27 protein-coding genes are annotated in these 22,600 nt (G+C 67.0%); 16 read left to right on the top strand and 11 right to left on the bottom strand.

Translation table 11 applies throughout. The features are described from left to right. Window positions 1-145 precede the first annotated feature (145 nt). From QPR87_RS00575 to QPR87_RS00560, 4 genes are all read right to left on the bottom strand, one after another. Window positions 146-1,435, bottom strand: coding sequence for a TRAP transporter large permease (locus tag QPR87_RS00575; RefSeq protein ID WP_011750937.1), 1,290 nt, complete (start codon window positions 1,433-1,435; stop codon window positions 146-148). Continuing rightward, window positions 1,428-1,922, bottom strand: a complete 495-nt coding sequence (locus QPR87_RS00570) for a TRAP transporter small permease (protein WP_285047646.1) — start codon at window positions 1,920-1,922, stop codon at window positions 1,428-1,430. The genes QPR87_RS00575 and QPR87_RS00570 overlap by 8 nt, the downstream gene beginning before the upstream one ends. Before the next feature lie 6 nt (window positions 1,923-1,928). After that, window positions 1,929-2,897 carry a TRAP transporter substrate-binding protein gene (locus QPR87_RS00565; protein ID WP_285047645.1) on the bottom strand — a complete coding sequence of 323 codons (969 nt, stop codon included), beginning with the start codon at window positions 2,895-2,897 and terminating at the stop codon, window positions 1,929-1,931. 112 nt (window positions 2,898-3,009) lie between these two features. Further along, window positions 3,010-3,657, bottom strand: coding sequence for a phosphoribosyltransferase (locus tag QPR87_RS00560; RefSeq protein ID WP_217633905.1), 648 nt, complete (start codon window positions 3,655-3,657; stop codon window positions 3,010-3,012). Window positions 3,658-3,897: 240 nt separating this feature from the next. Between QPR87_RS00560 and minC the strand changes: the two genes are divergently transcribed. The 3 genes from minC to minE are packed head-to-tail and all read left to right on the top strand — an operon-like array spanning window position 3,898 to window position 5,760. After that, a complete protein-coding gene (gene minC, locus QPR87_RS00555) occupies window positions 3,898-4,644 on the top strand; it encodes a septum site-determining protein MinC (RefSeq protein WP_285047643.1) in 747 nt (248 codons plus the stop codon). A 23-nt stretch (window positions 4,645-4,667) separates the two neighbouring features. Further along, entirely contained in the window at window positions 4,668-5,489 is an 822-nt protein-coding gene (gene minD, locus QPR87_RS00550; protein ID WP_041530713.1) for a septum site-determining protein MinD, read from the top strand. A 1-nt stretch (window position 5,490) separates the two neighbouring features. Continuing rightward, entirely contained in the window at window positions 5,491-5,760 is a 270-nt protein-coding gene (gene minE / locus QPR87_RS00545) for a cell division topological specificity factor MinE (protein ID WP_011750931.1), read from the top strand. 84 nt (window positions 5,761-5,844) lie between these two features. On the opposite strand, the gene QPR87_RS00540 is transcribed toward minE, so the two are convergent. From QPR87_RS00540 to QPR87_RS00525, 4 genes are all read right to left on the bottom strand, one after another. Then, entirely contained in the window at window positions 5,845-7,425 is a 1,581-nt protein-coding gene (locus QPR87_RS00540) for a GMC family oxidoreductase (protein ID WP_285047639.1), read from the bottom strand. An 11-nt stretch (window positions 7,426-7,436) separates the two neighbouring features. Continuing rightward, on the bottom strand, window positions 7,437-7,979 hold the full coding sequence (locus tag QPR87_RS00535; RefSeq protein WP_011750929.1) for a hypothetical protein: 543 nt from the start codon (window positions 7,977-7,979) through the stop codon (window positions 7,437-7,439). 49 nt (window positions 7,980-8,028) lie between these two features. Beyond that, on the bottom strand, window positions 8,029-8,424 hold the full coding sequence (locus QPR87_RS00530; RefSeq protein ID WP_285047635.1) for a VOC family protein: 396 nt from the start codon (window positions 8,422-8,424) through the stop codon (window positions 8,029-8,031). Between the two features lie 99 nt (window positions 8,425-8,523). Further along, window positions 8,524-8,838 carry a ribbon-helix-helix domain-containing protein gene (locus QPR87_RS00525; RefSeq protein WP_011750927.1) on the bottom strand — a complete coding sequence of 105 codons (315 nt, stop codon included), beginning with the start codon at window positions 8,836-8,838 and terminating at the stop codon, window positions 8,524-8,526. Between the two features lie 276 nt (window positions 8,839-9,114). On the opposite strand from QPR87_RS00525, the gene QPR87_RS00520 reads away from it, so the two are divergent. The 5 genes from QPR87_RS00520 to QPR87_RS00500 are packed head-to-tail and all read left to right on the top strand — an operon-like array spanning window position 9,115 to window position 11,469. Continuing rightward, the gene (locus QPR87_RS00520) at window positions 9,115-9,993 is read left to right on the top strand and encodes an MBL fold metallo-hydrolase (RefSeq protein WP_285047632.1); all 879 of its coding nucleotides are present in this window, start codon (window positions 9,115-9,117) and stop codon (window positions 9,991-9,993) included. A gap of 18 nt (window positions 9,994-10,011) precedes the next feature. Further along, entirely contained in the window at window positions 10,012-10,215 is a 204-nt protein-coding gene (locus tag QPR87_RS00515) for a YgaP family membrane protein (RefSeq protein ID WP_011750925.1), read from the top strand. Further along, on the top strand, window positions 10,212-10,637 hold the full coding sequence (locus QPR87_RS00510) for a YeeE/YedE family protein (protein WP_011750924.1): 426 nt from the start codon (window positions 10,212-10,214) through the stop codon (window positions 10,635-10,637). The genes QPR87_RS00515 and QPR87_RS00510 overlap by 4 nt, the downstream gene beginning before the upstream one ends. A gap of 1 nt (window position 10,638) precedes the next feature. Continuing rightward, the gene (locus QPR87_RS00505; protein ID WP_285047630.1) at window positions 10,639-11,094 is read left to right on the top strand and encodes a DUF6691 family protein; all 456 of its coding nucleotides are present in this window, start codon (window positions 10,639-10,641) and stop codon (window positions 11,092-11,094) included. Next, on the top strand, window positions 11,095-11,469 hold the full coding sequence (locus QPR87_RS00500) for a protein tyrosine phosphatase family protein (RefSeq protein WP_285047628.1): 375 nt from the start codon (window positions 11,095-11,097) through the stop codon (window positions 11,467-11,469). A gap of 43 nt (window positions 11,470-11,512) precedes the next feature. Here the strand turns inward: QPR87_RS00500 and QPR87_RS00495 are convergent, their stop codons facing one another. Beyond that, window positions 11,513-11,833, bottom strand: a complete 321-nt coding sequence (locus QPR87_RS00495) for an ArsR/SmtB family transcription factor (protein WP_104493087.1) — start codon at window positions 11,831-11,833, stop codon at window positions 11,513-11,515. Between the two features lie 195 nt (window positions 11,834-12,028). Here QPR87_RS00495 and QPR87_RS00490 point away from each other — a divergent pair, with 195 nt between their 5' ends. The 5 genes from QPR87_RS00490 (at window position 12,029) to QPR87_RS00470 (ending at window position 17,555) form a co-directional block, all read left to right on the top strand. Next, window positions 12,029-12,484: a c-type cytochrome gene (locus QPR87_RS00490; RefSeq protein WP_011750920.1), complete on the top strand. Its 456-nt coding sequence runs from the start codon at window positions 12,029-12,031 to the stop codon at window positions 12,482-12,484. 1 nt (window position 12,485) lies between these two features. After that, window positions 12,486-13,088 (top strand): cytochrome b/b6 domain-containing protein, encoded by a 603-nt coding sequence (locus tag QPR87_RS00485; protein WP_285047626.1) that lies wholly within the window; start codon window positions 12,486-12,488, stop codon window positions 13,086-13,088. A gap of 107 nt (window positions 13,089-13,195) precedes the next feature. Continuing rightward, window positions 13,196-13,396, top strand: coding sequence for a YgaP family membrane protein (locus QPR87_RS00480; RefSeq protein ID WP_011750918.1), 201 nt, complete (start codon window positions 13,196-13,198; stop codon window positions 13,394-13,396). An 11-nt stretch (window positions 13,397-13,407) separates the two neighbouring features. Further along, the gene (locus QPR87_RS00475; protein ID WP_285047625.1) at window positions 13,408-14,367 is read left to right on the top strand and encodes an efflux RND transporter periplasmic adaptor subunit; all 960 of its coding nucleotides are present in this window, start codon (window positions 13,408-13,410) and stop codon (window positions 14,365-14,367) included. Next, window positions 14,364-17,555: an efflux RND transporter permease subunit gene (locus tag QPR87_RS00470; protein ID WP_285047624.1), complete on the top strand. Its 3,192-nt coding sequence runs from the start codon at window positions 14,364-14,366 to the stop codon at window positions 17,553-17,555. The genes QPR87_RS00475 and QPR87_RS00470 overlap by 4 nt, the downstream gene beginning before the upstream one ends. 136 nt (window positions 17,556-17,691) lie before the next feature. Here the strand turns inward: QPR87_RS00470 and QPR87_RS00465 are convergent, their stop codons facing one another. Continuing rightward, a complete protein-coding gene (locus QPR87_RS00465; protein WP_285047623.1) occupies window positions 17,692-18,054 on the bottom strand; it encodes a DUF5368 domain-containing protein in 363 nt (120 codons plus the stop codon). Between the two features lie 13 nt (window positions 18,055-18,067). Next, a complete protein-coding gene (locus tag QPR87_RS00460; protein ID WP_285047621.1) occupies window positions 18,068-19,417 on the bottom strand; it encodes an NAD(P)/FAD-dependent oxidoreductase in 1,350 nt (449 codons plus the stop codon). Between the two features lie 367 nt (window positions 19,418-19,784). On the opposite strand from QPR87_RS00460, the gene QPR87_RS00455 reads away from it, so the two are divergent. The 3 genes from QPR87_RS00455 to pssA all read left to right on the top strand — a co-directional run bounded on the left by QPR87_RS00455 (window position 19,785) and on the right by pssA (window position 22,596). Next, the gene (locus QPR87_RS00455) at window positions 19,785-21,062 is read left to right on the top strand and encodes a solute carrier family 23 protein (RefSeq protein ID WP_285047619.1); all 1,278 of its coding nucleotides are present in this window, start codon (window positions 19,785-19,787) and stop codon (window positions 21,060-21,062) included. Window positions 21,063-21,172: 110 nt separating this feature from the next. Next, window positions 21,173-21,853, top strand: coding sequence for a phosphatidylserine decarboxylase (locus QPR87_RS00450; RefSeq protein WP_104493093.1), 681 nt, complete (start codon window positions 21,173-21,175; stop codon window positions 21,851-21,853). Then, window positions 21,853-22,596 (top strand): CDP-diacylglycerol--serine O-phosphatidyltransferase, encoded by a 744-nt coding sequence (gene pssA / locus QPR87_RS00445; RefSeq protein ID WP_011750911.1) that lies wholly within the window; start codon window positions 21,853-21,855, stop codon window positions 22,594-22,596. Before QPR87_RS00450 ends, pssA begins: the two co-directional genes overlap by 1 nt. The last annotated feature ends 4 nt before the right edge of the window (window positions 22,597-22,600 follow it).

Here is a 22,600-nt window from a genome sequence, read left to right as displayed (position 1 = left end):
AGTCGGATTTCGACATCGCGTGATTCCTGCGCATCGGACTTCCCGCCTGTTTTATACGTTATGCATGGTCATATATAACGTATGGCAAGTCAAGCCGGTCCGCGCATCGCCGACGGGCGGCAGGGGGACCGGCCTGGCAGGGGCGCTAGCGCGCGAAGCCGCTGATCCGCGGCAGCCATGTGGACAGGGCAGGCACGAAGGTCAGGATCAGCAGCGAGGCCAGAGCCGCCAGGAAGAACGGCGGCAACTCGCGAATCAGCGCCGAGGGCTTCTGCCTGGTCGCCGAGGCCACGACGAAGATCAGCCCGCCGACCGGCGGCGTCATCAGCCCGAAGGTCAGGTTCACGATCACGACGATGGCGAAATGATCCGCCGCGATGCCGAGGCTGTGGGCGATGGGCGCCAGGATCGGCACCAGGATCATCACCCCCGGAAGCGGGTCCATGAACATGCCGAAGACCAGCAAGAGCAGGTTCACCATCAGCAGGAAGGCGATGGGCGACAGGTCCATGGCGATCACCGCATCGGCCATGGCCTGCGGCACGCCCTCGATGATCAGCACCCAGGCAAAGGCGCGGGCGGCGGCCAGGATCATCAGCACCGCCACCGACATGATGGCCGAGCGCAGGAACGCCCCCCACAGGTCCGCCAGCGTAAAGCCGCGATAGACGAAGGCGCTGGTCACGATGGCATAGAACACCGCCACGACCGAGGCTTCGGTGGGGGTGAAGACGCCGCCGCGGATGCCGCCGACGATCAGCACGATCAGAAGCAGCGCGGGCAGGGCGGCAAAGCTGTTGCGGACCATCTGCCCCGCCGGCGGGCGAGGCTCGGCGCTGCGATAGCCGCGCTTGCGGCTGATCCACCAGTTCACCATGGCCAGCAGCCCCGCGATCAGCAGGCCGGGCAGGATGCCGGCCATGAACAGCGAGCCGACCGAGGTGTTGCGGTCCTGCAGCGCATAGATGATCATGGTGATCGAGGGCGGGATGATCGGGTCGATCACCGCGACCGAGATGGTCAGCGCCCCGGCATAGGCCTTGGAATAGCCGCTGCGCTCCATCATCCGCGCCATCATCGCACCCGGCCCCGCCGCCGAGGCCAGCGCCGAGCCGGAAATCCCGGCAAACAGCGTGCCGGTCAGGATGTTGGCGTAGCCCAGGCCCCCGCGCAGATGCCCCACGAATTGCGAGGCAAAGCGCAGGAGCATGCGCGAGATCGCCCCGGTGGACATGATCTCGGCCGCGAGGATGAAGAAGGGCACGGCCAGCAGCGGAAAGCTGTCGAGGCCGGTGAACATCTCCTTCACCACCACGACCAGCGGATAGCGGCCCGAAAGGCCCACCGCCGCAAAGGCCGCCATCGCCAGGGCGAAGGCGATGGGCACCCCCATGATCATCAGGATCAGGAAGGCGGCGATCAGGATCTCAACCAAGGGGGGCCTCGTCGGAATGCTGCAAGCCGGCGCGCAGGTATTGCGGCGCGATCAGCGCCAGATGGACGATCATCAGCGCGAAACCGGCGGGCATCGCGGCGTAGATCCATCTCATCGGCACCTGCAACGCCGCGGAACGCTGGATCGACATGCGGTTCATGTAGTCGATGCCGACCCAGACCATGAAGCCGAAAAAGCCGAACAATACCAGCAGGATCAGCCCTCGCAGGACAAGCTGTCCCCGCGTGGGCAGCGCATCCTGGGCATTGGTGATGGCGGCGTGCGCACCATGGCGCAGCGCCAGACCGCAGCCCAGGAAGGTCAGCCAGATCATCGAGTAACGCGCGACCTCGTCGGCCCAGGTCAGCGAATTGCCGGTCAGGTAGCGGCCGGCAACATTCCAGCCCAGGATGATCGACATCGCGGCCAGCCCCAGAACCAGGACGGCACCGTTCAGCGTGACGAAGGCGCGTTCGATCCGGCGCATCGCGGCTTACTCGACCGCCTGGATGCGGTCCATCAGCTCCTTGCCGAACTGGGCCTCATATTGCTGGTAAGGCCCGGCCAGCGCCTCGCGGAAGGCGGCCTTCTGCTCGGGCGAAAGCTCGTTCACCTGCATCCCGGCCTCTTGCATCGAGGCGATGCCCGACGCATCGACATCGTCGACATAGGCGCGCATGGCCGTCACCGCGTCCCCGGCCGCCTTTCCGAAGGCCGCCTTCTGCGCATCGTCCAGCCCGTTCCACAGGGCGGGCGAGACCAGGATGATGGTCGAGGAATAGACGTGCCCGTCCAGCGTCAGGTATTTCTGCACCTCGTTCAGCTTGGCCGAGACGATCACCGAAAGCGGGTTTTCCTGCCCGTCGATGGCGCCTTGCTCCAGCGCGCCGATCACCTCGGGCCAGGCCATCGGGGTGGGGGCGGCGCCAAGGGCGCGGAACGCCTCGATATGCACCGGGTTTTCCATGGTGCGAATCTTGAGTCCGTTCAGGTCGGCCGGTGCCTCGACCGCGCCGCGGTTCGAGGTGATATGGCGGAAGCCCTGCTCGCCCCAGGCCAGCGCATGCAGACCGGCGGGGTCGAATTTCGCCAGCATTTCCTGCCCGATTTCGCCATCCAGCACCTTGCGGGCATGGTCCTTGTCGCGCAGCAGGAAGGGAATGCCCAGCACGCCCACCTCGGGCACGAAATTGGTCAGCGTCCCGTCCGAGGCGATGGTCATCTCGACGGTGCCGAGTTGCAGCCCCTCCAGCACCTCGCGCTCGCCGCCCAGCCCCGAAGAGGGGAAGTGACGGAAGCTGAACTGGTCGCCCAGGCTTTCCTTGAGCGAGGCCTCGAAGGCCTTGGCGCCGGCGCCGTAATGGCTGTCCTCGGCCAGCGCGTAGCCGATCTTGATTTCCTGCGCGAACGAGGGCGCGGCGAAGGCGGCGCAGACGAGCGCCGCGGCAAGGACGTGTTTCATGCTGGATCCCTTCCCCATTTCCAGCAGGGATTTAGCGCGACGCGACGGGAATGTGCAATCCCGAGGCGGGCCATGGATGCGGGATCGAGGCGGCGGCGGGGCAGGGCAGCCGTCAATCCCGGCCGCGACCGGCCTCGGCCAGCGCGCGAACCACCTCTTCGTCGCTGGTCTGGTCGAAGTCGTCATAGTGAAAGCCCACCGCATGAAAGGGCTCGGGCGTGCGCAGGCAGACCACTTCGTCGGCCTCGGCGCGGATCAGCTCCAGCACATCGGGCGGGGCGACGGGGACGGCGACGATCACCCGGGCCGCGCCCGACCGCGCCAGCGCCCTGAGCGCGATGCGCATGGTCGCGCCGGTGGCGATGCCGTCATCGACCACGATCACGGTGCGGCCCCGGATCTCGGGCGCCGGGCGGGTGCCGCGATAGGCCTGCCGCCTGCGCTCGATCTCGCGCAGTTGCCGGGCCTTTTCGGCGGCGATATGTTCGGCCGTCGCGCCTGTCGCGGCGACGAGCTGGTCGTCGAGCAGCAGTTGCGGCGTGCTGCCGTCCACGACGGCGCCGATGGCCAGTTCGGGATGCGCGGGCGCCGTGATCTTGCGGACCAGCAGGACATCCAGCGGCGCATCCAGGGCCCTTGCGACCTCAAGCCCGACCGGCACGCCGCCGCGCGGCAGCGCCAGCACCAGGACGGACCCGCCCCGGCGCCCGGAAAGTGCGGCGCCAAGCCGGCGTCCGGCATCCGTGCGATCTGCGAACATCGCCGTCCCCCTTGCGATCATCCCCAGGCGAACCCCTGGCGCCAGAGGATTGTTCCCGCGCCCGGCCTGCGGTTTCTGCCCAAGGGGCGGCGGTTTCTGCGCACGGTTCCGCCGAAGGCGGGCGGGGCGGCAGATGCCGATGGACGCTCGGGCCGGGACGTATTAGGAAGATGGCCCAAGGCGCGGGCGGTCCAGCCCGCCCGATACGAAGAACAGAACAGAGCGGAACCGAGCAGACAGATGCAATCCGGCAAGAGCGCGGCCCAGACCGTCGCGACCGTGAAGCCTTTACAGATCCGCGGCCGCACCTTCACGGCCATTGCGCTGCATCTGACCGGCCGGCCGGATCGCGCCTTTTTCGAGGCGTTGGAGGCGCGGCTGAACCAGACGCCGCTGTTCTTCGACAATGCGCCGCTGGTCATCGACCTGGAACAGGCCGCAGGGCTGGACAGCGCGCAGGAGCTGATGCACCTGACCGCCGAGCTGCGCCGGCGCAAGCTGTCGGTCTTTGGCATCCAGAGCGGCACGCCCGCGCAGGCGCGCGCGGCGGCCGAGGCCGGGCTGATCTCGTTGCCCGGCGGGCGCGACGCGGCGCTGGAACGCGTCTCGCGCCAGGGCAGCCGCCCCGTGCCCGCCGCACCCCCCGCACCGAAAGAGCCGGCGAATATGATGATCAACCAGCCGGTGCGCTCGGGGCAGACGGTCTTTGCCGACCGCGGCGACCTGATCGTCGTCGGCTCGGTCAGTTCCGGGGCCGAAGTGATCGCGGCCGGCAACATCCACATCTATGGCCGGTTGCGCGGCCGGGCGCTGGCGGGCGTCAACGGCGACACTTCGGCGCGAATCTTCTGCCACGCGCTCGATGCCGAACTGCTGGCCATCGCCGGGCTCTATCGCACCAGCGAGAACCTGGGGGCCGACACGCCGCGGCAATATGTCCAGGTCCATCTTCAGGGCGAGGTGCTGCGCATCGAGTCCCTCAAATAACCCATGATCGAAAGGAAACGCTCGTGAGCAAGGTTATCGTAGTCACCTCCGGCAAGGGCGGCGTCGGCAAGACAACCTCCTCTGCCGCCATCGGCGCAGGGCTCGCCATGCGCGGCCACAAGACGGTCGTGATCGACTTCGACGTGGGCCTGCGCAACCTGGACATGATCATGGGCTGCGAACGGCGCGTGGTCTTCGACTTCATCAACGTCATCCAGGGCGATGCGAAGCTGAAGCAAGCGCTGATCAAGGACCGGCGGCTTGAGAACCTGCATGTCCTGCCGACCTCGCAGACCCGCGACAAGGACGCGCTGACGACCGAGGGCGTCAAGAAGGTGCTGGACGAGCTGCGCGAGGAGTTCGACTATATCGTCTGCGACAGCCCCGCCGGCATCGAGCGCGGCGCGCATCTGGCGATGTATTACGCCGACGAGGCGGTGGTGGTGACCAACCCCGAGGTCTCTTCGGTCCGCGACAGCGACCGGGTGCTGGGCCTGCTGAACAGCAAGACCGCGCTGGCGGAAAAGGGCGACGGCAGCGCGGTCAAGGCGCAGCTGCTGCTGACCCGCTTTGACCAGAACCGCTCGGCCAACGGCGAGATGATGAGCGTCGAGGACGTGCTGGAGATCCTGGCCATCCCGCTGCTGGGCATCATCCCCGAAAGCACCTCGGTCCTGAAGGCTTCGAACGAGGGCACGCCGGTTTCGCTGGACGAGAAATCGCCGGCGGGCAAGGCCTATATGGATGCGGTGGGCCGGCTGGTCGGCGAGCAGATCGAGATGCGGGTGAACCCCGGCGAGCAGCGCCGCGGCTTCTTCCAGCGGCTTCTGGGACGGACGGCCTGACATGTTCGGTTTTTCATTCCGCCAGCGAAAGCCCAGTTCGGCGCAAACCGCCAAGGAACGCCTGCAGATCCTGCTGGCGCATGAACGTTCCAGCGGCGGGTCCAACCCGGATTTCCTGCCGCTGTTGCAGCGCGACATCCTGGAGGTGGTGCGCCGGCACATGGAGATCGACAGCGACGCCGTGGACGTCAAGCTGGAGCGCAGCGACGATCTGTCGAGCCTGGAGATCAATATCGAGCTGCCCTACGCCAAGCAGCTGAAGCGCGCATAAGCGGGCCAGGCCCGCTTGGGCCCGCTTGCGGCGCCCAAGGACAGGCAGACAGCCCGCCGGTCGAGCGGGCGGGCCGTCCCTTGGTCAAAGCGGGCCTTTCTCCATCTCGGCGGCGATATGCTCCGCCTGCCGGATCGCCAGCGCGACGATGGTCAGCGTCGGGTTTTCGGCCGCCGAGGTGGTGAAGACCGAACCGTCCGAGACGAACAGGTTCGGGATGTCATGCGACTGGCCCCATTTGTTCACCACCCCGTCGCGCGGGTTTTCCGACATGCGGTTGGTGCCCAGGTTGTGGGTCGAGGGGTAGGGCGGCGTCGGCAGCACCCGCGTCGCACCCGCCGCGCGATAGATCCGCTCGCCCGCGGCATAGGCATGGTTGCGCATGGCGATGTCGTTGGGATGGTCGTCGTAATGCACGTTCGGCACCGGCAGTCCGAAACGGTCGGTTTCGCCGCGGTTCAGCGTGATGCGGTTCGTTTCTTGCGGCAGGTCCTCACCCACGATCCACATGCCGGCCATGTTCTCATAGCTGTCCAGCGCCGAGGTGAACTCGCGCCCCCAGCCGCCGGGGTCCATGAAGGCCGCCATGAAGGGGATGCCCAGGGCCAGCGTCTCCAGCTCATAGCCGCCGACGAAGCCGCGGGCGGGGTCGTGATGCGCCTCGTCCTGCACGATGCCGGCCATGGTGGTGCCGCGCCACATCCGCACCGGGCGTTCGAAGATCGCATAGACCGAGCCGGTGGTGTGGCGCATGTAGTTGCGCCCGACCTGGCCCGAACTGTTCGCCAGCCCGTCCGGAAACCGCTCCGAAGCCGAGGCCAGCAGCAGGCGCGGGCTTTCGATCGAGTTGCCGGCGACGGCGACGATGCGGGCGCGCTGGAACTGCTCGGTCCCGTCCCGGTCGATATAGCGCACGCCGGTGACCTTGCCGTCATCGTCATGCTCGATCCGGGTGGCGTGGCTATGGTCGCGAACCTCGAGGTTGCCGGTCGCCTCGCCGCGCGGGATGTCGGTATAGGCCGCCGACCATTTCGCGCCCCATTTGCAGCCCTGGAAGCAGAAGCCGGTCTGCTGGCAGGCCATGCGGTCGTCGTAATCGACCGAGTTGATCGCCATGCGCCCGGTCGAGACCTTGCTGTAGCCAGCGGCCTTGGCGCCCTTTTCCAGCACCAGGTAGTTGTTGTTTCCCGGCAGGCCGGGCAGTTCGTTGGTGCGGGTGACGCCCAGCTTCTTCTCGGCCAGGTCATAATAGGGCTCCAGGTCGGCCAGCGTGATCGGCCAGTCCAGCAGGCTGGCGCCGTCCACCGAGCCATAGGTCGTCAGCGCCTTGAATTCGTGTTCCTGGAAGCGCAGCGATGCGCCGGCCCAGTGGATCGAGGTGCCGCCGACCGCCTTGACAATCCAGGCCGGCAGGTTGGCAAAGTCCCGCGCCACCCGCCAGTCGCCCGAGGTGGTGCGCATGTCGCCCCAGCTCAGCTGCGCGAAGCTGTCCCATTCGTCGTTGATGTAATCCTCGGGCAGGTAGCGCCCGCCGGCCTCCAGCGCCACGACCTTGACGCCCCTTTGCGCCAGTTCGTTGGCCAGCACGCCGCCGCCCGAGCCGGTGCCGACCACGACCACGACCGAGGCGTCGTCATGCCCGAATTTCGCCATATTGTCAGCCATCTCCGCCTCCCTCACAGCCAGTCGATGTCGTTGAAGCCGCGCTCGATATAGCCGCCCTGCGAAAAGCTTTCGCCCTCATAGCCAAAGACCGGCCAGACCTCCTTCTGGTTGTAGAGCCCGGTCACCAGCCCGGCGCGGATGGTCTGGAAAAAGGGCGTGTGCTCGATCATGCGCAGCATGGCGACGCGATCCTTTTCCCAGCCCGCGGCCAGATAGCCCTCGAAGCCCTGCGCCTGCGCGACCAGGTTCAGGCCGGCCACGCCTTCCTCGATCACCTGCGCCTGTTCGGGGGTGTCATGCGCCTTGACGGCGATGGCATAGAAGCGGTCGGCGATGCGGTCATGCGGATAGATGTCGCGGGCCATCTGGATCAGCACCGCCATCGTCTCGGGCTTCAGCGCGGCGGTCTCGACCGCCCAGGCCGCATCGCGGGCGGCGACGAAACCGCCGCCGACCACGAAGGTCGCGCCCGCCGCGATGGCGCGCGCCAGAAGGCCGCGTCGGGTCAGCCCCCTGACATCGCTGCCAGAGGGGGATTTGTGGATGACAGTCATTTACTCCTCCCTGAGTTGGTTGGCCCGCCCCTCCCGGCGGGCTGCCTGCCTAGAGGTAACGGCCTGCGCGTTGCAGCACCTCGATCTCGTAGCCGTCCGGATCCTTGATGAAGAAGAAGCGGGCGATCACCTCGCCGCCGGGGGCGAAATCCACCAGTTTGCGCGGGGCAAGGCCCAGCTCGGTCAGCCGCCGGTGTTCCGCCGCGACATCCTCGACCGAGACGGCCAGATGGCCGTAGCCGTCGCCCAGGTCATAGGGTTCCTCGCGGCCCTTGTTGATGGTCAGCTCCAGCTCGAAGCTGCTTTCCGCACTGGCCAGATAAACCAGCGTGAAACTGTCGAAATCCAGCCGCTCGACGGGCTCCAGGCCAAAGGCCGCCTTGTAGAAGGCCAGCGAGCGCGCCTCGTCCATCACGCGGATCATCGAATGAATCATCTTGGCCATGCGGGTTCCTTTCCGATCTTTTGCTCCAGTATCGGAAGGACGCCGCCCCGGCGGGTAGCATCATGCTACCACGCGCCGGATTTCTTGCGGAAAGCCGGGTCAGGCGGCCTGCGCCACCCGCTGCGCGGCCTGGCGGAAATCCCCCGCACCGCTGCCGCGCCGTTCCAGCTGCACCAGGCAGGCGCAGCGCAGAAGCGAGGTAAAGTTCACCGGCTCGCCCCGCAATTGCAGCACCTCGGATTGCAGCGTGGACAGGAAGGCGGGCGTCGCCATGCCCTCGCCTGCGGCGATGTCGTCCAGGATGTCCCAGAACGCCTGCTCCAGCCGGATCGAGGTGCTTTGCCCGTTCAGCCGCAGCTTGCGAGTCACCGGCTGATAGCGGCGCGGATCCTGGCGGGAGAAGACTTCGCACATGGCATGGTTCCCAAACTGGCTAGGCGTGTCTTTCGATCATAGCACGGGTCGCGGTCCTTGCCAGTTCCTTGCGGGCAAGCCTTGGCGGCGGGCATGCACCGTCTCGGGATCGGCAGGGCCGGCCCCCTGGTTTTCGCCTCCGTGGGATAAAAGCGGCGGGACAACATGGCGCATCCGCATTGCCTTTCCCCGCATCGCGTTGCATATATTCGCATACTCGTATATGCACTGGGCTCCGGCCCATGCGGAAACGGCGACAGGAAAAGGGAGTATCCGATGACCCATGCCCCCGAGGTGACAGGATTCTACGAGGCGCGGACCGGCTCGGTGCAATATGTCGTGGCCGATCCGGCGACGAAGAAATGCGCCATCATCGATCCGGTGCTGGACTATGACGAGAAATCCGGCGCCACCGCCACCATCGAGGCCGACCGCATCCTGAACTTCGTCGCCGGGCGCGGCTATGCTGTGCAGTGGATCCTGGACACCCATCCCCATGCCGACCATTTCTCGGCCGCCGACTACCTCAAGCGCAAGACCGGCGCCCCCACCGCCATCGGCGAGAAGGTGGTCGAGGTGCAGAAGCTGTGGAAGGAATTCTACAACTGGCCGGATTTTCCCGCCGACGGTTCGCAATGGGACCGGCTCTTCGCCGAGGGCGAGACCTTCCGGGTCGGCGATATCCCGGCCCGGGTGATGTTTTCGCCCGGTCATACGCTGGCCTCGATCAGCTATGTCATCGGCGACGCGGCCTTCGTGCATGACACGCTGTTCATGCCCGACAGCGGCACGGCGCGGGCCGATTTTCCCGGGGGCGACGCGCATGTGCTGTGGCGCTCGATCCAGGCGATCCTGGCCTTGCCGAACGAGACGCGCGTCTTCACCGGCCACGATTATTGCCAGGGCGGGCGCGAGCCGCGCTGGGAATCGACGGTGGCCGAGCAGAAGGCCCACAACATCCACATGGCGCAATACCGCAGCGAGGCCGAGTTCGTCGCAGCGCGCGAGGCACGCGACCGGACCCTGCCCATGCCCAAGCTGATCCTGCATGCCTTGCAGGTCAACACCAATGCCGGCCGTCTGCCCGAGCCGGAATCGAACGGGCGGCGCTATCTGAAGATCCCGCTGGACCTGTTGCAGGCGCCCTGGGACTGAAACCGGAAAGGACAAGAAATGCAGATCAACATCGGAAGTGCCGAGCGCGCGCTGCGGCTGATCCTGGGCATCGTGCTGGTGGCATTGCCGTTCCTGGCCGGGCTTTCGGCGCTTTGGACCTGGGTGTCGGTGATCGTCGGGCTGGTACTGGTGGTGACCGGCGTGGTGCGGTTCTGCCCGATCTGGGCGCTGCTGGGCATCCGCACGGGCGGCCGGGAATGACCGAGTTCACGCCAGTTCAATCGCTTCTGGGCGGTGCGTTGATCGGCCTGTCGGCGGTGCTGCTGATGGCATTCCACGGCCGCATCGCCGGCATGACCGGCATCCTGGCCGGGGCTTTCGCACCGGGGGCAGGGCGGGGCTGGCGGTTGGCCTTCCTGGCGGGCGCCGTGGCGGCGCCGCTGCTGCTGATGTGGCCGGTTGGGATAAAGATCGATTTCGCAAGCCCGGTGCCGCTGGGCTTGACCGCGCTCAGCGGGCTGCTGGTCGGGATCGGGGTAAGCTATGGCGGCGGTTGCACCTCGGGTCACGGGGTCTGCGGCATGGCACGGCTTTCGGCGCGCTCGATCGTGGCGACGCTAAGCTTCATGCTGGCGACCGGGCTGACGGTCTATGCCACGCGCCACCTGCTGGCAGGGGGCTGAGATGGCGCGGCTCATGGCCCTGCCGATCGGGTTGGTCTTTGGCGCCGGCATCGCCGTCTCTGGCATGGCGAACCCGGCCAAGGTGCTGAATTTCTTCGACGTGGCGGGGGATTGGGACCCTTCCCTGGCCTTGGTGATGGGTGGCGCGCTGGCGGTGACCTTCCTGGGCTACCGGCTGGTGCTACGCCGCCCGGCACCGGTCTTCGACCTGCGCTTTCACCTGCCCCAGCGGCGCGAGATCGACATGGCTCTGGTCGGCGGCTCGGCACTGTTCGGTATCGGCTGGGGGCTGTCGGGCTTTTGTCCCGGCGGGGCCATTCCCGCAATCGGCCTCATCCGTCCCGAACCGCTGGTCTTTACCGCAACGATGATCGCCGGAATCGGCATGGCGAAGGCAGTGCAGGGCTGGGTCGCCGCCCGCTCCGTCCTTTCCGCCGGCGACCGGCAGGGGGCGTGAATGTGGCCTTTTCGGCGGCGCGGCCGGCCGCGGTTGCGCAAGATCGACGACAGGTTCTCGGTCACCGGGCAGATCCACCCCGAGGACCTGCCAGCCATTGCCGAGGCCGGATTCCGCGTGCTGGTCTGCTTCCTTTGCGATGGCGAGGAGCGGGGCCAGCCCGATTTCGCCACCATCGCGGCCGAGGCCGCGCGCCTTGGCTTGACCGCCCGGCACATCCCGGTGGCCGGCCGGCCCACGACCAGCCAAGCCACGGCCTTTCGGCGGACCCTGGCCGAGGCGGAGGGGCCGGTACTCGGCTGGTGCCGCTCAGGTGCCCGGGCCCGGGCGCTGCATGCGATGTCCCGGCGGCCGGCGGTTCCCGGCCGGGCGTGACGCCCGCCGTTTCCGCGCCGTCGGCATTGCGATTGCCGGGCCGTCAGCCGTCCCGGCCGCAGAAACTGCTGTAAAGCACTTCCATCACCTTCCGCGCCGTCTGGCTTTCGATCCGATACCAGATCGTCTGCCCGTCGCGCCGGCCGGCGATGATCCTGTCGCGCCGCAAAAGCGCCAGGTGTTGCGACACGGTCGAATCGCGGATGCCCAGGAACTCTGCAAGCTGCCCCACCGATTTTTCGCCCTGCACCAACTGGCACAGGATCAGCAGCCGGTGACGGTTGCCAAGCGATTTCAGGAACTCGCTGGCCTCGTCGGCGGCAGCGCGCATGCTTTCGGGGTCTATGCTGACGTGGGCGCTCATCCCCTTTAGCTACATTATTGCGAATATACGGTCAAGGTGCGGCCCCAGGGACCGTCCCGCCGGCCCTTGGCAGGAACTGGCCCTGTCGCCGCATCGCGGCAGTTTGCCACATTAATCTTCGAAATTATGAATGTTACGGAGCTTAACTTGATCCGCACCCGCAAGCCCAACACTCTGCAAGCAAAGGTGATTTCCATGCACAAGACGATCCTGACGGCGTTTGCCCTGACCTTTCCCGCACTGGCCCAGGCGGCCGAGCCCGGCGACATCGCCGCGGCGCGCATCGGCTATTACAGCCTGGTCAACCTGGAGATGGGCGGGCTGGCCGCCATGGCCCAGGGCAAGGCGCCCTATGATGCCGAACGGGCCAAGGCGCTGGCCGCCGATCTGAAGGTGCTGTCGGAATACCTGCATGACGACCTGCTGATGCCCGGAACCTCGAATGCCGAACTGGCGGGCAAGACCCGCGCCCTGCCGGCGATCTGGGAGCAAGCCGAGGATTACCGCGCCAAGGGCATGGCCTTCCGCGAGGCCGTCGCCACGCTGAACGGGGTCGCCGGAGAAGGGCAGGAGGCGCTTGCCCCCGCCGTCGGCAAGGTCGGGGCGACCTGCAAGGCGTGCCACGACAGCTATCGCGCCAAGGATTTCTAGGATGCGCGACGATACCGCCGTAGCGGCCGCGGACCAGACGCAACTGGTCCGGCTATGGGATCTGCCGCTGCGGATCTTTCACTGGGCGCTTGCCGCCTGCGTTGCCGCCGCCTGGGGGCTGGGCAAGTTCGGCCCCGATATCATGACTTTGCATTTCCTGTTCGGATATGCGGTGATCGGGCTCCTGGCCTTTCGGTTGCTCTGGGGCTTTATCGGGCCGCGTCCGGCGCGGTTCCGAAGCTGCCTTCATGGTCCCCGGACGGTGCTTGCCTATCTGCGGCAGATGCCGGCGCGCAGCCCCAGCCACTGGCCCGGTCACAACCCCCTGGGCGGTCTGTTCGTGATCCTGCTTCTGCTTGCGCTGGCGGTGCAGGTGGCGACTGGGCTGGTGGCCGATCCGCAGGACTACGTCAATACCGGGCCGCTGGCCGATGCGGTCAGTTCAAGAATATCTCGCATGGCACTGAACCTGCATGACATTATTGGCAACATGATCCTGCTGATGGTTCTGCTGCATGTCGCGGTCGTGCTGTTCTATCGCCTGTGGAAGCGCGAGAACCTGATCCGCCCCATGATCACCGGCTGGAAGCGCATCCGAATGTAGGACCGCATGCATCGGAAATTTTGGCAGCGGCACAGAATTCCTCTTTCAAAACGATTATACGAATATATGTATATACTGTCGGCAAACAGCTATTCAGGAGTTCTGCGATGACACTCGACCGTTCCGTTCTTGCCTTTGCGGGGTTCATGGTCCTGCTTTCCGTGGCGCTGACCGTCTGGGTTTCGCCCTGGTTCGTCTGGCTGACGGTCTTTGTCGGCCTGAACCTGCTGCAATCCGCCTTCACCGGCTTCTGCCCGGCGGCCATGGTCCTGCGCAAGCTTGGCATCAAACCCGGCTGTGCCTTCTGAAAGGCCGATCCATGCGATTGCTGCTGCTTGTCGCGCTTGTCGCGGCCGGGCCGGCGCTGGCCGAGCCCCTGAGCCTTGACTGGAGCACGGTCCCCGAGATGAAGGCCGTCTACGGCACCGTCGAGGCGCGGGACACCATCCCGGCACGGACGCGCATCGGCGGCACGGTCGTGGAACTGCTGGTGGGCGAGGGCGACCGGGTCGAGGAGGGGGCGACACTTGCCACGGTCCGCGACGACAAGATCGCCTTCCAGATCGCCGCCTATGCCTCGCGGATCGAGGCGTTGCGGGCGCAACTGGCCGAGGCGGAATCCGACTTCGCGCGCGGCCAGTCGCTTGTGCAGCGCGGCGCGGCCTCGCAGCAGCGGCTGGAACAGTTGCGGACCGCGGTCGATGTCATCCGCAGCCAGATCGCCGCGACCGAGGCCGAGCGTGCCATCATCGAGCAGCAGCAGGCCGAGGGCGCCGTTCTGGCCCCCGTCTCGGGCCGGGTGCTGAGCGTGCCGGCGGTGCGCGGCTCGGTCGTCATGCCGGGCGAGGTGGTGGCGAGCGTGGGCGGCGGCGGCTTTTTCCTGCGCCTGTCGGTGCCGGAACGCCATGCCGCCGACCTGGCCGAGGGGGCCGAGATCCAGATCAGGGCCGGCGGCAGGGCTGCGACGGGCCGGCTGGCCAAGGTCTATCCGCTGATCCAGGGCGGCCGGGTGCAGGCCGATGTCGAGGTCGACCGGCTGCCTGACGCCTTTGTCGGCGCCCGCGTGGCGGTGGACCTGCCGGTAGGCCAGCGCCGGGCGCTGCTGGTGCCGGCTACGGCGATCACCACCCGCGCCGGAGTGGACTTCGTCAGCGTGGCCGGCGCCTCGGGCGGGGCGCGGCGTGCGGTGGTGACCGGCGGAATCCTTGCGCAGGACGGCATCGACATGGTCGAGATCCTGACCGGCCTTGCGCCGGGGGAAAGGGTGATCGTCCCATGAACTTGCCCGGCGATACCCCCCGCAGCCCCGGCCTAGCCGGCTGGCTGACGCGCGGCTTCATCACCTCGCCCCTGACGCCGCTTTTCCTGATCGCGGCGCTGGCCTTCGGGCTGCTGGCCCTGATCAGCCTGCCGCGCGAGGAAGAGCCGCAGATCTCGGTTCCCATGGTCGATATCCGCGTCCAGGCCCCCGGGCTGCGCGCCGAGGATGCGGTCAAGCTGGTGACCGAGCCGCTTGAGACCATCGTCAAGGGCATCGACGGGGTCGAGCATATCTATTCCCAGACCCAGGACGACGGCGTTCTGGTGACCGCGCGCTTCCTGGTCGGCACCTCGGCCGATGCGGCGGTGCTGCGCGTGCATGACAAGCTGCGCGCCAACATGGACCGTATCCCCCTGGGCATCCCCGAGCCGCAGGTGGTGGGCCGCGGCATCGACGACGTAGCCATCGTGGCGCTGACGCTTTCGGCCCGACCTGATGCGGCCGAGCGGGTGACGGCGGCCGAACTGACCCGCATCGCCCGCGAATTGCGCACCGAACTGGCCAAGATCGACGATGTCGGCCTGACCTACCTGATCGGCGAGACGGACGAGGCGATTCGCATCTCCCCCGATCCCGGCCGGCTGGCGCTTTACGGCATCACGCTGCAGCAGCTTGCCGGCAAGGTCCAGGGCGCCAACCGCGCCTTGCCTGCGGGATTGTTGCGCGACGGCGGCCAGCAGGTGATGCTGGTGGCGGGCGAAACCCTGCGCAGCCCCGAGGAGATCGGCAACCTGGTGCTGACCGCCCGCGACGGCCGCCCGGTCTATGTCCGCGACGTGGCCGATGTGGGCTTCGTCACCGACACGGCCGAGGCGCTGGTCGCCACCGTGACCGACGATTCCGGCCGCCGCCCGGCGGTGACCCTGGCCGTGGCCAAGCGCGCCGGCGCCAATGCGGTCACCGTGGCCGAGGCGATCCTGCATCGTGCCGAGGCGCTGCAGGGCACGCTGATCCCCGACGACATGCAGGTGGAAATTACCCGCGACTATGGCGAAACGGCCAACGAAAAGGCCAACGAACTGCTTTACCATCTGGGCCTTGCGACGCTGTCGATCATCGCGCTGGTGTGGCTCGCCATCGGCCGGCGCGAGGCGCTGGTGGTGGCGGTGGTGATCCCGGTCACGATCCTGCTGACGCTGTTTGCCTCGTGGATCATGGGCTATACGCTGAACCGGGTCAGCCTGTTCGCGCTGATCTTCTCGATCGGCATCCTGGTCGACGACGCCATCGTGGTGATCGAGAATATCGCCCGGCATTGGGGCATGGGCGTCCGTGACCGGCGCGAAAGCGCCATCGAAGCGGTGATCGAGGTCGGCAACCCGACCATCGTCGCCACACTGACCGTTGTGGTGGCGCTGCTGCCGATGCTGTTCGTGTCGGGGATGATGGGGCCTTACATGAGCCCGATCCCCTCGAACGCCTCGGTGGCGATGATCTTTTCCTTCTTCGTCGCGGTGACGGTCACGCCCTGGCTGATGCTGAAGGTTGCCGGCCGCGCGCCGCTGCATCACGATGCCGAAGGGCAGGGCGGTCGCCTGGGCCGCGCCTATGCCGCCATCGCCCGGCCGGTGCTGGCCAGCAAGGGGCGCAGCTGGCTGTTCCTCGGCGGGGTGATCGTGCTGACCTTCGGCTCGCTGGCGCTGTTCTACACCCGCGACGTGACGGTCAAGCTTTTGCCCTTCGACAACAAGTCGGAGCTGTCGGTGACCATCGACCTGCCCGAAGGCGCCGCGGTCGAGACCACGGATGCCGTGGCGCAAGTGGTGGCCGGGGCGGCGATGGAGCTGCCCGAGGTGATCTCGGTCCAGACCCATGCCGCCGCCGCGGCGCCCTTCAACTTCAACGGCTTGGTGCGGCATTCCTTCTATCGCACCCAGCCGCATCAGGGCGAGGTGGCGGTCAACCTGACCCCCAAGCACGACCGCGACCGCTCGAGCCACCAGATTGCCCTGGACCTGCGCGCGCGCCTCCAGGCGCTGCCGGTGCCCCCGGGCACGGTGCTGAAGGTCGTCGAGCCGCCGCCCGGCCCGCCGGTCATGGCGACGCTGCTGGCCGAGATCTATGGCCCCGACCCCGAAACCCGCCGCGCAGTCGGCGAAAAGGTCGAGGCGGCATTCCGCTCGGTCCCCTTCATCGTGGATGTGGACAATTCCTGGGGCGAGGCGGCGCCACGGCTGCGGGCGCTGATTTCGCCCGACGACCTGGATTTCTACGGCGTGGCGGAATCGGATGTCTTCGACAGCATCGCCATCCTGAACGGCTCGACCACGGTCGGTTATTCGCACCGGGGCGAGGGGCGGGCGCCGATCCCGATCCGGGTCGAGCGGCCCAGGGAACGGCGCGTTCCGGGCGAGGATTTCCTGACCACGCCGATCCCGGCCGATCTTCTGCCCGGCAATCGCGGCGTGGTCGAGCTGGGCGACGTGGTGCGGATCGAGGATGAGCGCGCCTCGCATATCCTGTTTCGCCACAATGGCCGACCGGCCGAGATGGTGACCGCCGAACTCGCCGGCGATTTCGAGGCACCGCTCTACGGCATGCTCGCCGTGCGCGACGCGCTGGAGGCGCAGGACTGGACCGGCTTGCCCAAGCCCGAGATCCGGCTGCGCGGCCAACCCGAGGACGACAGCGCCAGCACATTGCTGTGGGACGGCGAATGGGAGGTGACCTGGGTCACCTTCCGCGACATGGGCGGGGCCTTCGCGGTGGCGCTTCTGGGCATCTATATCCTGGTCGTTGCCCAGTTCGGCTCGTTCCGGCTGCCGCTGGTGATCCTGACGCCTGTACCCTTGACCTTCATCGGCATCCTGGGCGGGCATTGGCTGTTCGGCGCACCCTTCTCGGCACCCTCGATGATCGGATTCATCGCGCTTGCGGGGATCATTGTGCGCAATTCGATCCTGTTGGTGGATTTCATCCGCCACGACATCACGGGCCGTCCGCTGACCGAGGTGCTGATCGATGCCGGCGCCGTGCGGTTCCGGCCGATCCTGCTGACCGCGCTGGCGGCGATGATCGGCGCGGCGGTGATCCTGACGGATCCGATCTTCCAGGGGCTGGCGATCTCGCTGTTCTTCGGGCTGATCTCGTCGACGCTGCTGACGGTGCTGGTGATCCCGGCGGTCTATCGCGTGTTCCGCACCTGAGGCCCGGCCCGGCGACGAGCAGCAAACTTCCGGGGGCTGGTGGCCCCCGGTGTCAGGCTACACTCGCAGATAGAAGTGATCCGCCAGGAAGAAAGCCCATCGTCCGCCTGGGCCAGCGCAGGTGCCTTGGCCCGGATCAGGGATTCTGCCGGGGTCGCGGCGGCCGCAGCAGCGACTGGACGGTATAGACCAGGATGGCGCCGCCCACGGCGCCCAGCACGGCCACGCCCAGAAGCACGATCATGTCGATCGGCCCGCCGATGTCGCGCAGGCCCGAATGCGTCATCCGCTGGACGAAGATCACGGCCAGGATCGCGCCGAAAGGCATGGAAAGCTGGGCCCACAGGAATTTGCGCATCGACACCGCGCGGTCGCGGATCAGCACGTAAAGATAGGCCAGCGTGACCAGGGCGGCGAGCGCGACCATGATCCAGAACAGGCCGCGCCCGAAAATTTCTTCGAAAACAGCGATCAGCGTGCCGAATGTCAACTCTTTCATGATGCTTCCCCTGTCAGGCCCGGCCGCGCAGCATGGCGTTGTAGGTGGCCTTCAGCGCCACTTCCTTCATCAGCCAGCTGATCCACAATTCCTCCAGCGGGGCGATGACGCCGGGGAACGAGGGCACCAGGTTGTTGTGATAGTCGAACTCGACCAGCATGGCCCGTCCGACGCGGGTGATCAGCGGGCAGGAGGTGTAGCCGTCATAGATCGCGGTCCCCTCGCGGCCCTCGATGGCGGCGACCAGATGATCCTCGATCACCGGAACCTGCCATTTCACCGAGGCCGCGGTCTTGCCCTTGGGCACCCCCGCCACATCGCCGAGCGCGAAGATCTCGGGATAGCGCAGATGGCGCAGGGTCTTCATGTCGCATTCGACCCAGCCCTGGTCGGTCCATTTGTCGGCCCAGGAAAGGCCCGACTGCCGGATCACCGCGGGCGCGCGCTGCGGCGGGATGACGTGCAGGTAGTCATAGGGCATCTCGGCGGTGGACTTGACGAGTTCGCCCGTCGCCGGATCGGTGGCCGCAGTCTCGAACCGCGCCGTCTTGCGGCCGGGATCGATGGATTTCAGCGTATGGCCGTAATGGGTGGCGACGGCGCGCTGCCCGAACAGCATCCGCACCTTTTCCGCGACGATCGGCACCGAGAACAGCGCCGTCTGCGGACAGGCGTAATGCATCTCATACCTGCCCCTGGCGCCGCTGCGGCTGGCGATGTCCTCGATCAGGAAGGTGTGCTTCAGCGGCGCGCCGGCGCATTTCATCTCGGTCTCGGGGCGGGTGAACAGGCCGATGCCGCCTTCCTCGGTGAATTTCCACGCCGCCTGCCAGGTCTTGGCCGCGTAATCCGGGCCGGCGTAAAGCGCACCGATCCCGTCCTTGCCCACCATGTCGAGCGAAAAGCCCTCGATCGCGTCGTGATCCAGCGCCAGCCCCGGCGCCACCACCAGGAAATCGTATTCGAGCTTCTGCCCGTTCTCGGTCGAGACGGACTTGCCCACCGGGTCGATGGCGACCGCGGCCTCGGCGATCAATGTCACACCCGAGGGCAGCCATTCGCTGGTCCGCGAGACGACATAGCCGGCGGGTTTCAGGCCGGCCGCCACCAGCGACAGCCCCGGCTGATAGTAATGCTGCGGCCTGGGATCGATCAGCATGATCTGCGCGCCGTCCAGCCGCTGGACGAGGCGGTTAACCAGCGCGGTGCCGCCGGCCCCGGCGCCGATGACGACGATGCGCGCCTTGGTCGCGATCCTGGCGGCCTGGGCCGCACGGGTTCCCAACCCCGCCGTGACCGCCCCCGCAAGCGCAAAGCCCAGCACGCCCCTGCGAGAGGGTCTGAATTCGTCTGATCCTGTCATTCGGCCTCCTCCGTGACCTCATGTGCCCGGACCCGGAACCTGGTTTCCGGCTTCTCGGCCACATGCGCTGACACCCGGCCCGGGCCTGCGACGGTCTTGGAACCAGCCGCGGCGTGCCGGGTGCATCAAGACGGTCGGGGCGGCGTTTCCCTGTTTCCCGAGTCAGGCGTTGGTTTCATGTATATTCGATATTATGAATGTCTCAACATATCTGAAAGGCCGTGCTTCGCCTGCGTGGCACTTGGTCGCAGCCGGCGGATGCGGCTCTGCCCCGGGGCAGGCCGGTTGCGCCATCGCGCGTTGCCACTGGCATTTTTCCGCAAAGCCGCCCAAAAGCCTGTCCACGCAACCGAATCCGAGAGACGTGATGGGCTATTTTCCTGACTGGCGCCCCGCCGCGGGCGCCACGGTGCTACCCGATGAAAAGCTGCCGCTGACCCAGGCGGTGCCGATGAGCCTGCAGCACCTGCTGGCGATGTCCGGTTCGACCATCCTGGCGCCGCTGATCATGGGGTTCGATCCCAATGTCGCGGTGTTCTTTTCCGGCATCGGCACGCTGCTGTTCTTTGCCGTGACCGGCGGGCGGGTGCCCAGCTATCTCGGCTCGTCCTTCGCCTTCATCGCCGTCATCATGGCGGCGACCGGCTTTGCCGGCGGCGGGCCGAACCCCAATATCGCCGTGGCGCTTGGCGGCATCATCGCCGCCGGCCTGATCTATGCGCTGATCGGACTGGTCGTCATGGCCATCGGCACGGGCTGGGTCGAAAGGCTGATGCCGCCGGCGGTGACCGGGGCGATCGGCATGTCCATCGGGCTGAACCTCGCCCCGGTGGCGGTCAAGCAGCTTGCCGGCAGCCATGCCCATCTGAGCATCGCCCTGGCGACCGTGCTGTGCATGGCGCTGGTCTCGGTCTATGGCCGGCAGGCAACGCGCCGGATCGCGGTGCTGATCGCGCTGCTGTTCGGCTATGCGCTGGTGCTGGTCCTCGGCAACGGTCTGGGGCTGGTGCCGGGGATCGAGTTCGCCGCCGTCGCCGCCGCGCCCTGGTTCGGCGTGCCGAACTTCGTCGCGCCGCGATTCGAATGGTCGGCCATCACCCTGATCGCCCCCGTCGCCATCGTGCTGGTGGCCGAGAACCTGGGCCATATCAAGGCCCTGGGCGCGATCACCGGGCAGAGCATGGACCGCTATATCGGCCGGGGATTCCTGGGCGACGGTCTGGCAACCATGCTGGCCGGGACGGGCGGCGGCACGGGCGTCACCACCTATGCCGAGAATATCGGCGTCATGGCCATGACCCGGGTCTATTCGACGCTGATCTTCCCGATGGCCGCCGCCATCGCGATCTTCCTGGGCCTGTCGCCGAAATTCGGCGCCATCCTGCAAACCATCCCGGCGCCGGTGCTGGCGGGGCTTGCGGTGTCGGTCTTCGGCCTGATCGCCTCGGCCATGGCGCGGATCTGGGTGGACAACAAGGTCGATTTCTCGGACCCGCGCAACCTGTTCACCGTGGGGGTGGCGCTGATCCTTGGCGCCGGCGATTTCACCGTCACCATCGGCAGCTTCGCGCTGGGGGGCATCGGCACCTCGACCTTTGCGGCCTTGCTGCTGTATCAACTGCTGGGGATCGGCCGGCGACAGTGACGCTTTGCGGCCGGCTCGGAAAGTCTTGATCCCCGGGCCGGCGCTACGCTATTGCGTGCCGGGCCAATCCCATTATGACTGGCAGCGCCATTCAGCCGGGGGGACGCCAGATGCGCATGCGCGACACTTTCATCAAGCCCATGCACCGCGAGGGCATCCGCTTCGTGGCGATCTTCGCCGCCGTGACGCTGGTGCTGTTCCTGATCTGGGAGCCGCTGGGCTGGATCGGGGTCGGCCTGACCGTCTGGTGCTATTACTTCTTTCGCGACCCCGAGCGGGTGACGCCCGCGCGCCCCGGGCTGATCGTCAGCCCCGCGGATGGCGTGGTCTCGCTGATCGAGCCGGCGGTGCCGCCGGCCGAGCTGGGCATGGCCGATACGCCCCTGACCCGGGTCAGCGTGTTCATGAGCGTGTTCAACTGCCATGTGAACCGCAGCCCTATCGCCGGCGAGGTGGTTTCGGTCGCCTATCGGCCGGGCAAGTTCTTCAACGCCTCGCTGGACAAGGCCAGCGTGGACAATGAACGCAACGGGCTGCGCATCCGCATGGATGACGGGCGCGACCTGGCGGTGGTGCAGATCGCCGGCCTCGTGGCCCGCCGGATCGTCTGTTTCGTGAAGCCCGGCGACCGGCTGCGCACGGGCGAGCGGTTCGGCCTGATCCGCTTCGGCTCGCGGCTGGACGTCTACCTGCCGCCGGGCGTGGTGCCGCTGGTCGAGATCGGCCAGACCATGGTCGCGGGCGAGACGGTGATCGCCGAACTGGCGCAGGCCGGGCAGGCGGAGGCGTGATGGATCAACCCACCGGCCCCCAGACCGAATTTTCGCTGGTCCAGCTTTTGCCCAACATGCTGACCATCGTCGCGGTCTGCGCCGGCCTGACCGCCATCCGCTTCGGCGTGCAGGGCGACTACATGCCCGCGGTGCTGCTGATCATCGCCGCCGGCATCCTCGACGGCATCGACGGGCGCATCGCGCGGCTGCTGGGCTCATCCAGCAAGATGGGGGCCGAGCTGGATTCGCTGGCCGATTTCCTGAATTTCGGCGTCGCCCCGCCGCTGATCCTGTATTTCTGGGCGCTGAGGGATTTTCGCGGCCTGGGCTGGATCTGCGTGCTGGTCTTTGCCGTCTGCTGCGTAATCCGGCTGGCGCGCTTCAACGTGTCCAGCAAGTCCGAGGAGGCGCAACGCGACTGCGCCTATTTCGAGGGCATCCCCTCGCCCGCCGGGGCGCTTCTGGTGATGCTGCCGATGTATCTGTCCTTCGCCTTCGCCGACCGGCCGGTGCTGCCGCAGATCGTCATCTGCCTGCACATGATCCTGGTCGGGCTGCTGCTCATCAGCCGCCTCCCGACCTGGTCCTTCAAGACCACCAGGATATCGCGCGAGAACGTCAAGTTCTTCCTTGTCGGCGTAGCCTTCGTCGGGGCGGCGCTGCTGACTTTCGCCTGGGTGACGCTGATCGCGCTTTGCCTTGGCTATGTCGCCATGGTCATCTGGGCCTGGATCGACCGGGAACGTCCCTCAAGCCGATAAGGAA

The organism is Paracoccus sp. SSJ (genome assembly GCF_030234105.1).
Taxonomy (GTDB): domain Bacteria; phylum Pseudomonadota; class Alphaproteobacteria; order Rhodobacterales; family Rhodobacteraceae; genus Paracoccus; species Paracoccus denitrificans.
The sequence above is the reverse complement of the archived record's forward strand: the minus strand, read 5'-3'. Positions and strand labels throughout refer to the sequence as shown.

Excerpts from the sequence above, each read along its gene's own strand:
- QPR87_RS00570 (WP_285047646.1), bottom strand. The coding sequence starts at position 1,922 with ATGCGCCGGATCGAACGCGCCTTCGTCACGCTGAACGGTGCCGTCCTG.
- QPR87_RS00565 (WP_285047645.1), bottom strand. The coding sequence starts at position 2,897 with ATGAAACACGTCCTTGCCGCGGCGCTCGTCTGCGCCGCCTTCGCCGCG.
- QPR87_RS00560 (WP_217633905.1), bottom strand. The coding sequence starts at position 3,657 with ATGTTCGCAGATCGCACGGATGCCGGACGCCGGCTTGGCGCCGCACTT.
- minC (WP_285047643.1), top strand. The coding sequence starts at position 3,898 with ATGCAATCCGGCAAGAGCGCGGCCCAGACCGTCGCGACCGTGAAGCCT.
- minE (WP_011750931.1), top strand. The coding sequence starts at position 5,491 with ATGTTCGGTTTTTCATTCCGCCAGCGAAAGCCCAGTTCGGCGCAAACC.
- QPR87_RS00540 (WP_285047639.1), bottom strand. The coding sequence starts at position 7,425 with ATGGCTGACAATATGGCGAAATTCGGGCATGACGACGCCTCGGTCGTG.
- QPR87_RS00535 (WP_011750929.1), bottom strand. The coding sequence starts at position 7,979 with ATGACTGTCATCCACAAATCCCCCTCTGGCAGCGATGTCAGGGGGCTG.
- QPR87_RS00530 (WP_285047635.1), bottom strand. The coding sequence starts at position 8,424 with ATGGCCAAGATGATTCATTCGATGATCCGCGTGATGGACGAGGCGCGC.
- QPR87_RS00525 (WP_011750927.1), bottom strand. The coding sequence starts at position 8,838 with ATGTGCGAAGTCTTCTCCCGCCAGGATCCGCGCCGCTATCAGCCGGTG.
- QPR87_RS00520 (WP_285047632.1), top strand. The coding sequence starts at position 9,115 with ATGACCCATGCCCCCGAGGTGACAGGATTCTACGAGGCGCGGACCGGC.
- QPR87_RS00515 (WP_011750925.1), top strand. The coding sequence starts at position 10,012 with ATGCAGATCAACATCGGAAGTGCCGAGCGCGCGCTGCGGCTGATCCTG.
- QPR87_RS00510 (WP_011750924.1), top strand. The coding sequence starts at position 10,212 with ATGACCGAGTTCACGCCAGTTCAATCGCTTCTGGGCGGTGCGTTGATC.
- QPR87_RS00505 (WP_285047630.1), top strand. The coding sequence starts at position 10,639 with ATGGCGCGGCTCATGGCCCTGCCGATCGGGTTGGTCTTTGGCGCCGGC.
- QPR87_RS00500 (WP_285047628.1), top strand. The coding sequence starts at position 11,095 with ATGTGGCCTTTTCGGCGGCGCGGCCGGCCGCGGTTGCGCAAGATCGAC.
- QPR87_RS00495 (WP_104493087.1), bottom strand. The coding sequence starts at position 11,833 with ATGAGCGCCCACGTCAGCATAGACCCCGAAAGCATGCGCGCTGCCGCC.
- QPR87_RS00490 (WP_011750920.1), top strand. The coding sequence starts at position 12,029 with ATGCACAAGACGATCCTGACGGCGTTTGCCCTGACCTTTCCCGCACTG.
- QPR87_RS00485 (WP_285047626.1), top strand. The coding sequence starts at position 12,486 with ATGCGCGACGATACCGCCGTAGCGGCCGCGGACCAGACGCAACTGGTC.
- QPR87_RS00480 (WP_011750918.1), top strand. The coding sequence starts at position 13,196 with ATGACACTCGACCGTTCCGTTCTTGCCTTTGCGGGGTTCATGGTCCTG.
- QPR87_RS00475 (WP_285047625.1), top strand. The coding sequence starts at position 13,408 with ATGCGATTGCTGCTGCTTGTCGCGCTTGTCGCGGCCGGGCCGGCGCTG.
- QPR87_RS00470 (WP_285047624.1), top strand. The coding sequence starts at position 14,364 with ATGAACTTGCCCGGCGATACCCCCCGCAGCCCCGGCCTAGCCGGCTGG.
- QPR87_RS00465 (WP_285047623.1), bottom strand. The coding sequence starts at position 18,054 with ATGAAAGAGTTGACATTCGGCACGCTGATCGCTGTTTTCGAAGAAATT.
- QPR87_RS00460 (WP_285047621.1), bottom strand. The coding sequence starts at position 19,417 with ATGACAGGATCAGACGAATTCAGACCCTCTCGCAGGGGCGTGCTGGGC.
- QPR87_RS00455 (WP_285047619.1), top strand. The coding sequence starts at position 19,785 with ATGGGCTATTTTCCTGACTGGCGCCCCGCCGCGGGCGCCACGGTGCTA.
- QPR87_RS00450 (WP_104493093.1), top strand. The coding sequence starts at position 21,173 with ATGCGCATGCGCGACACTTTCATCAAGCCCATGCACCGCGAGGGCATC.
- pssA (WP_011750911.1), top strand. The coding sequence starts at position 21,853 with ATGGATCAACCCACCGGCCCCCAGACCGAATTTTCGCTGGTCCAGCTT.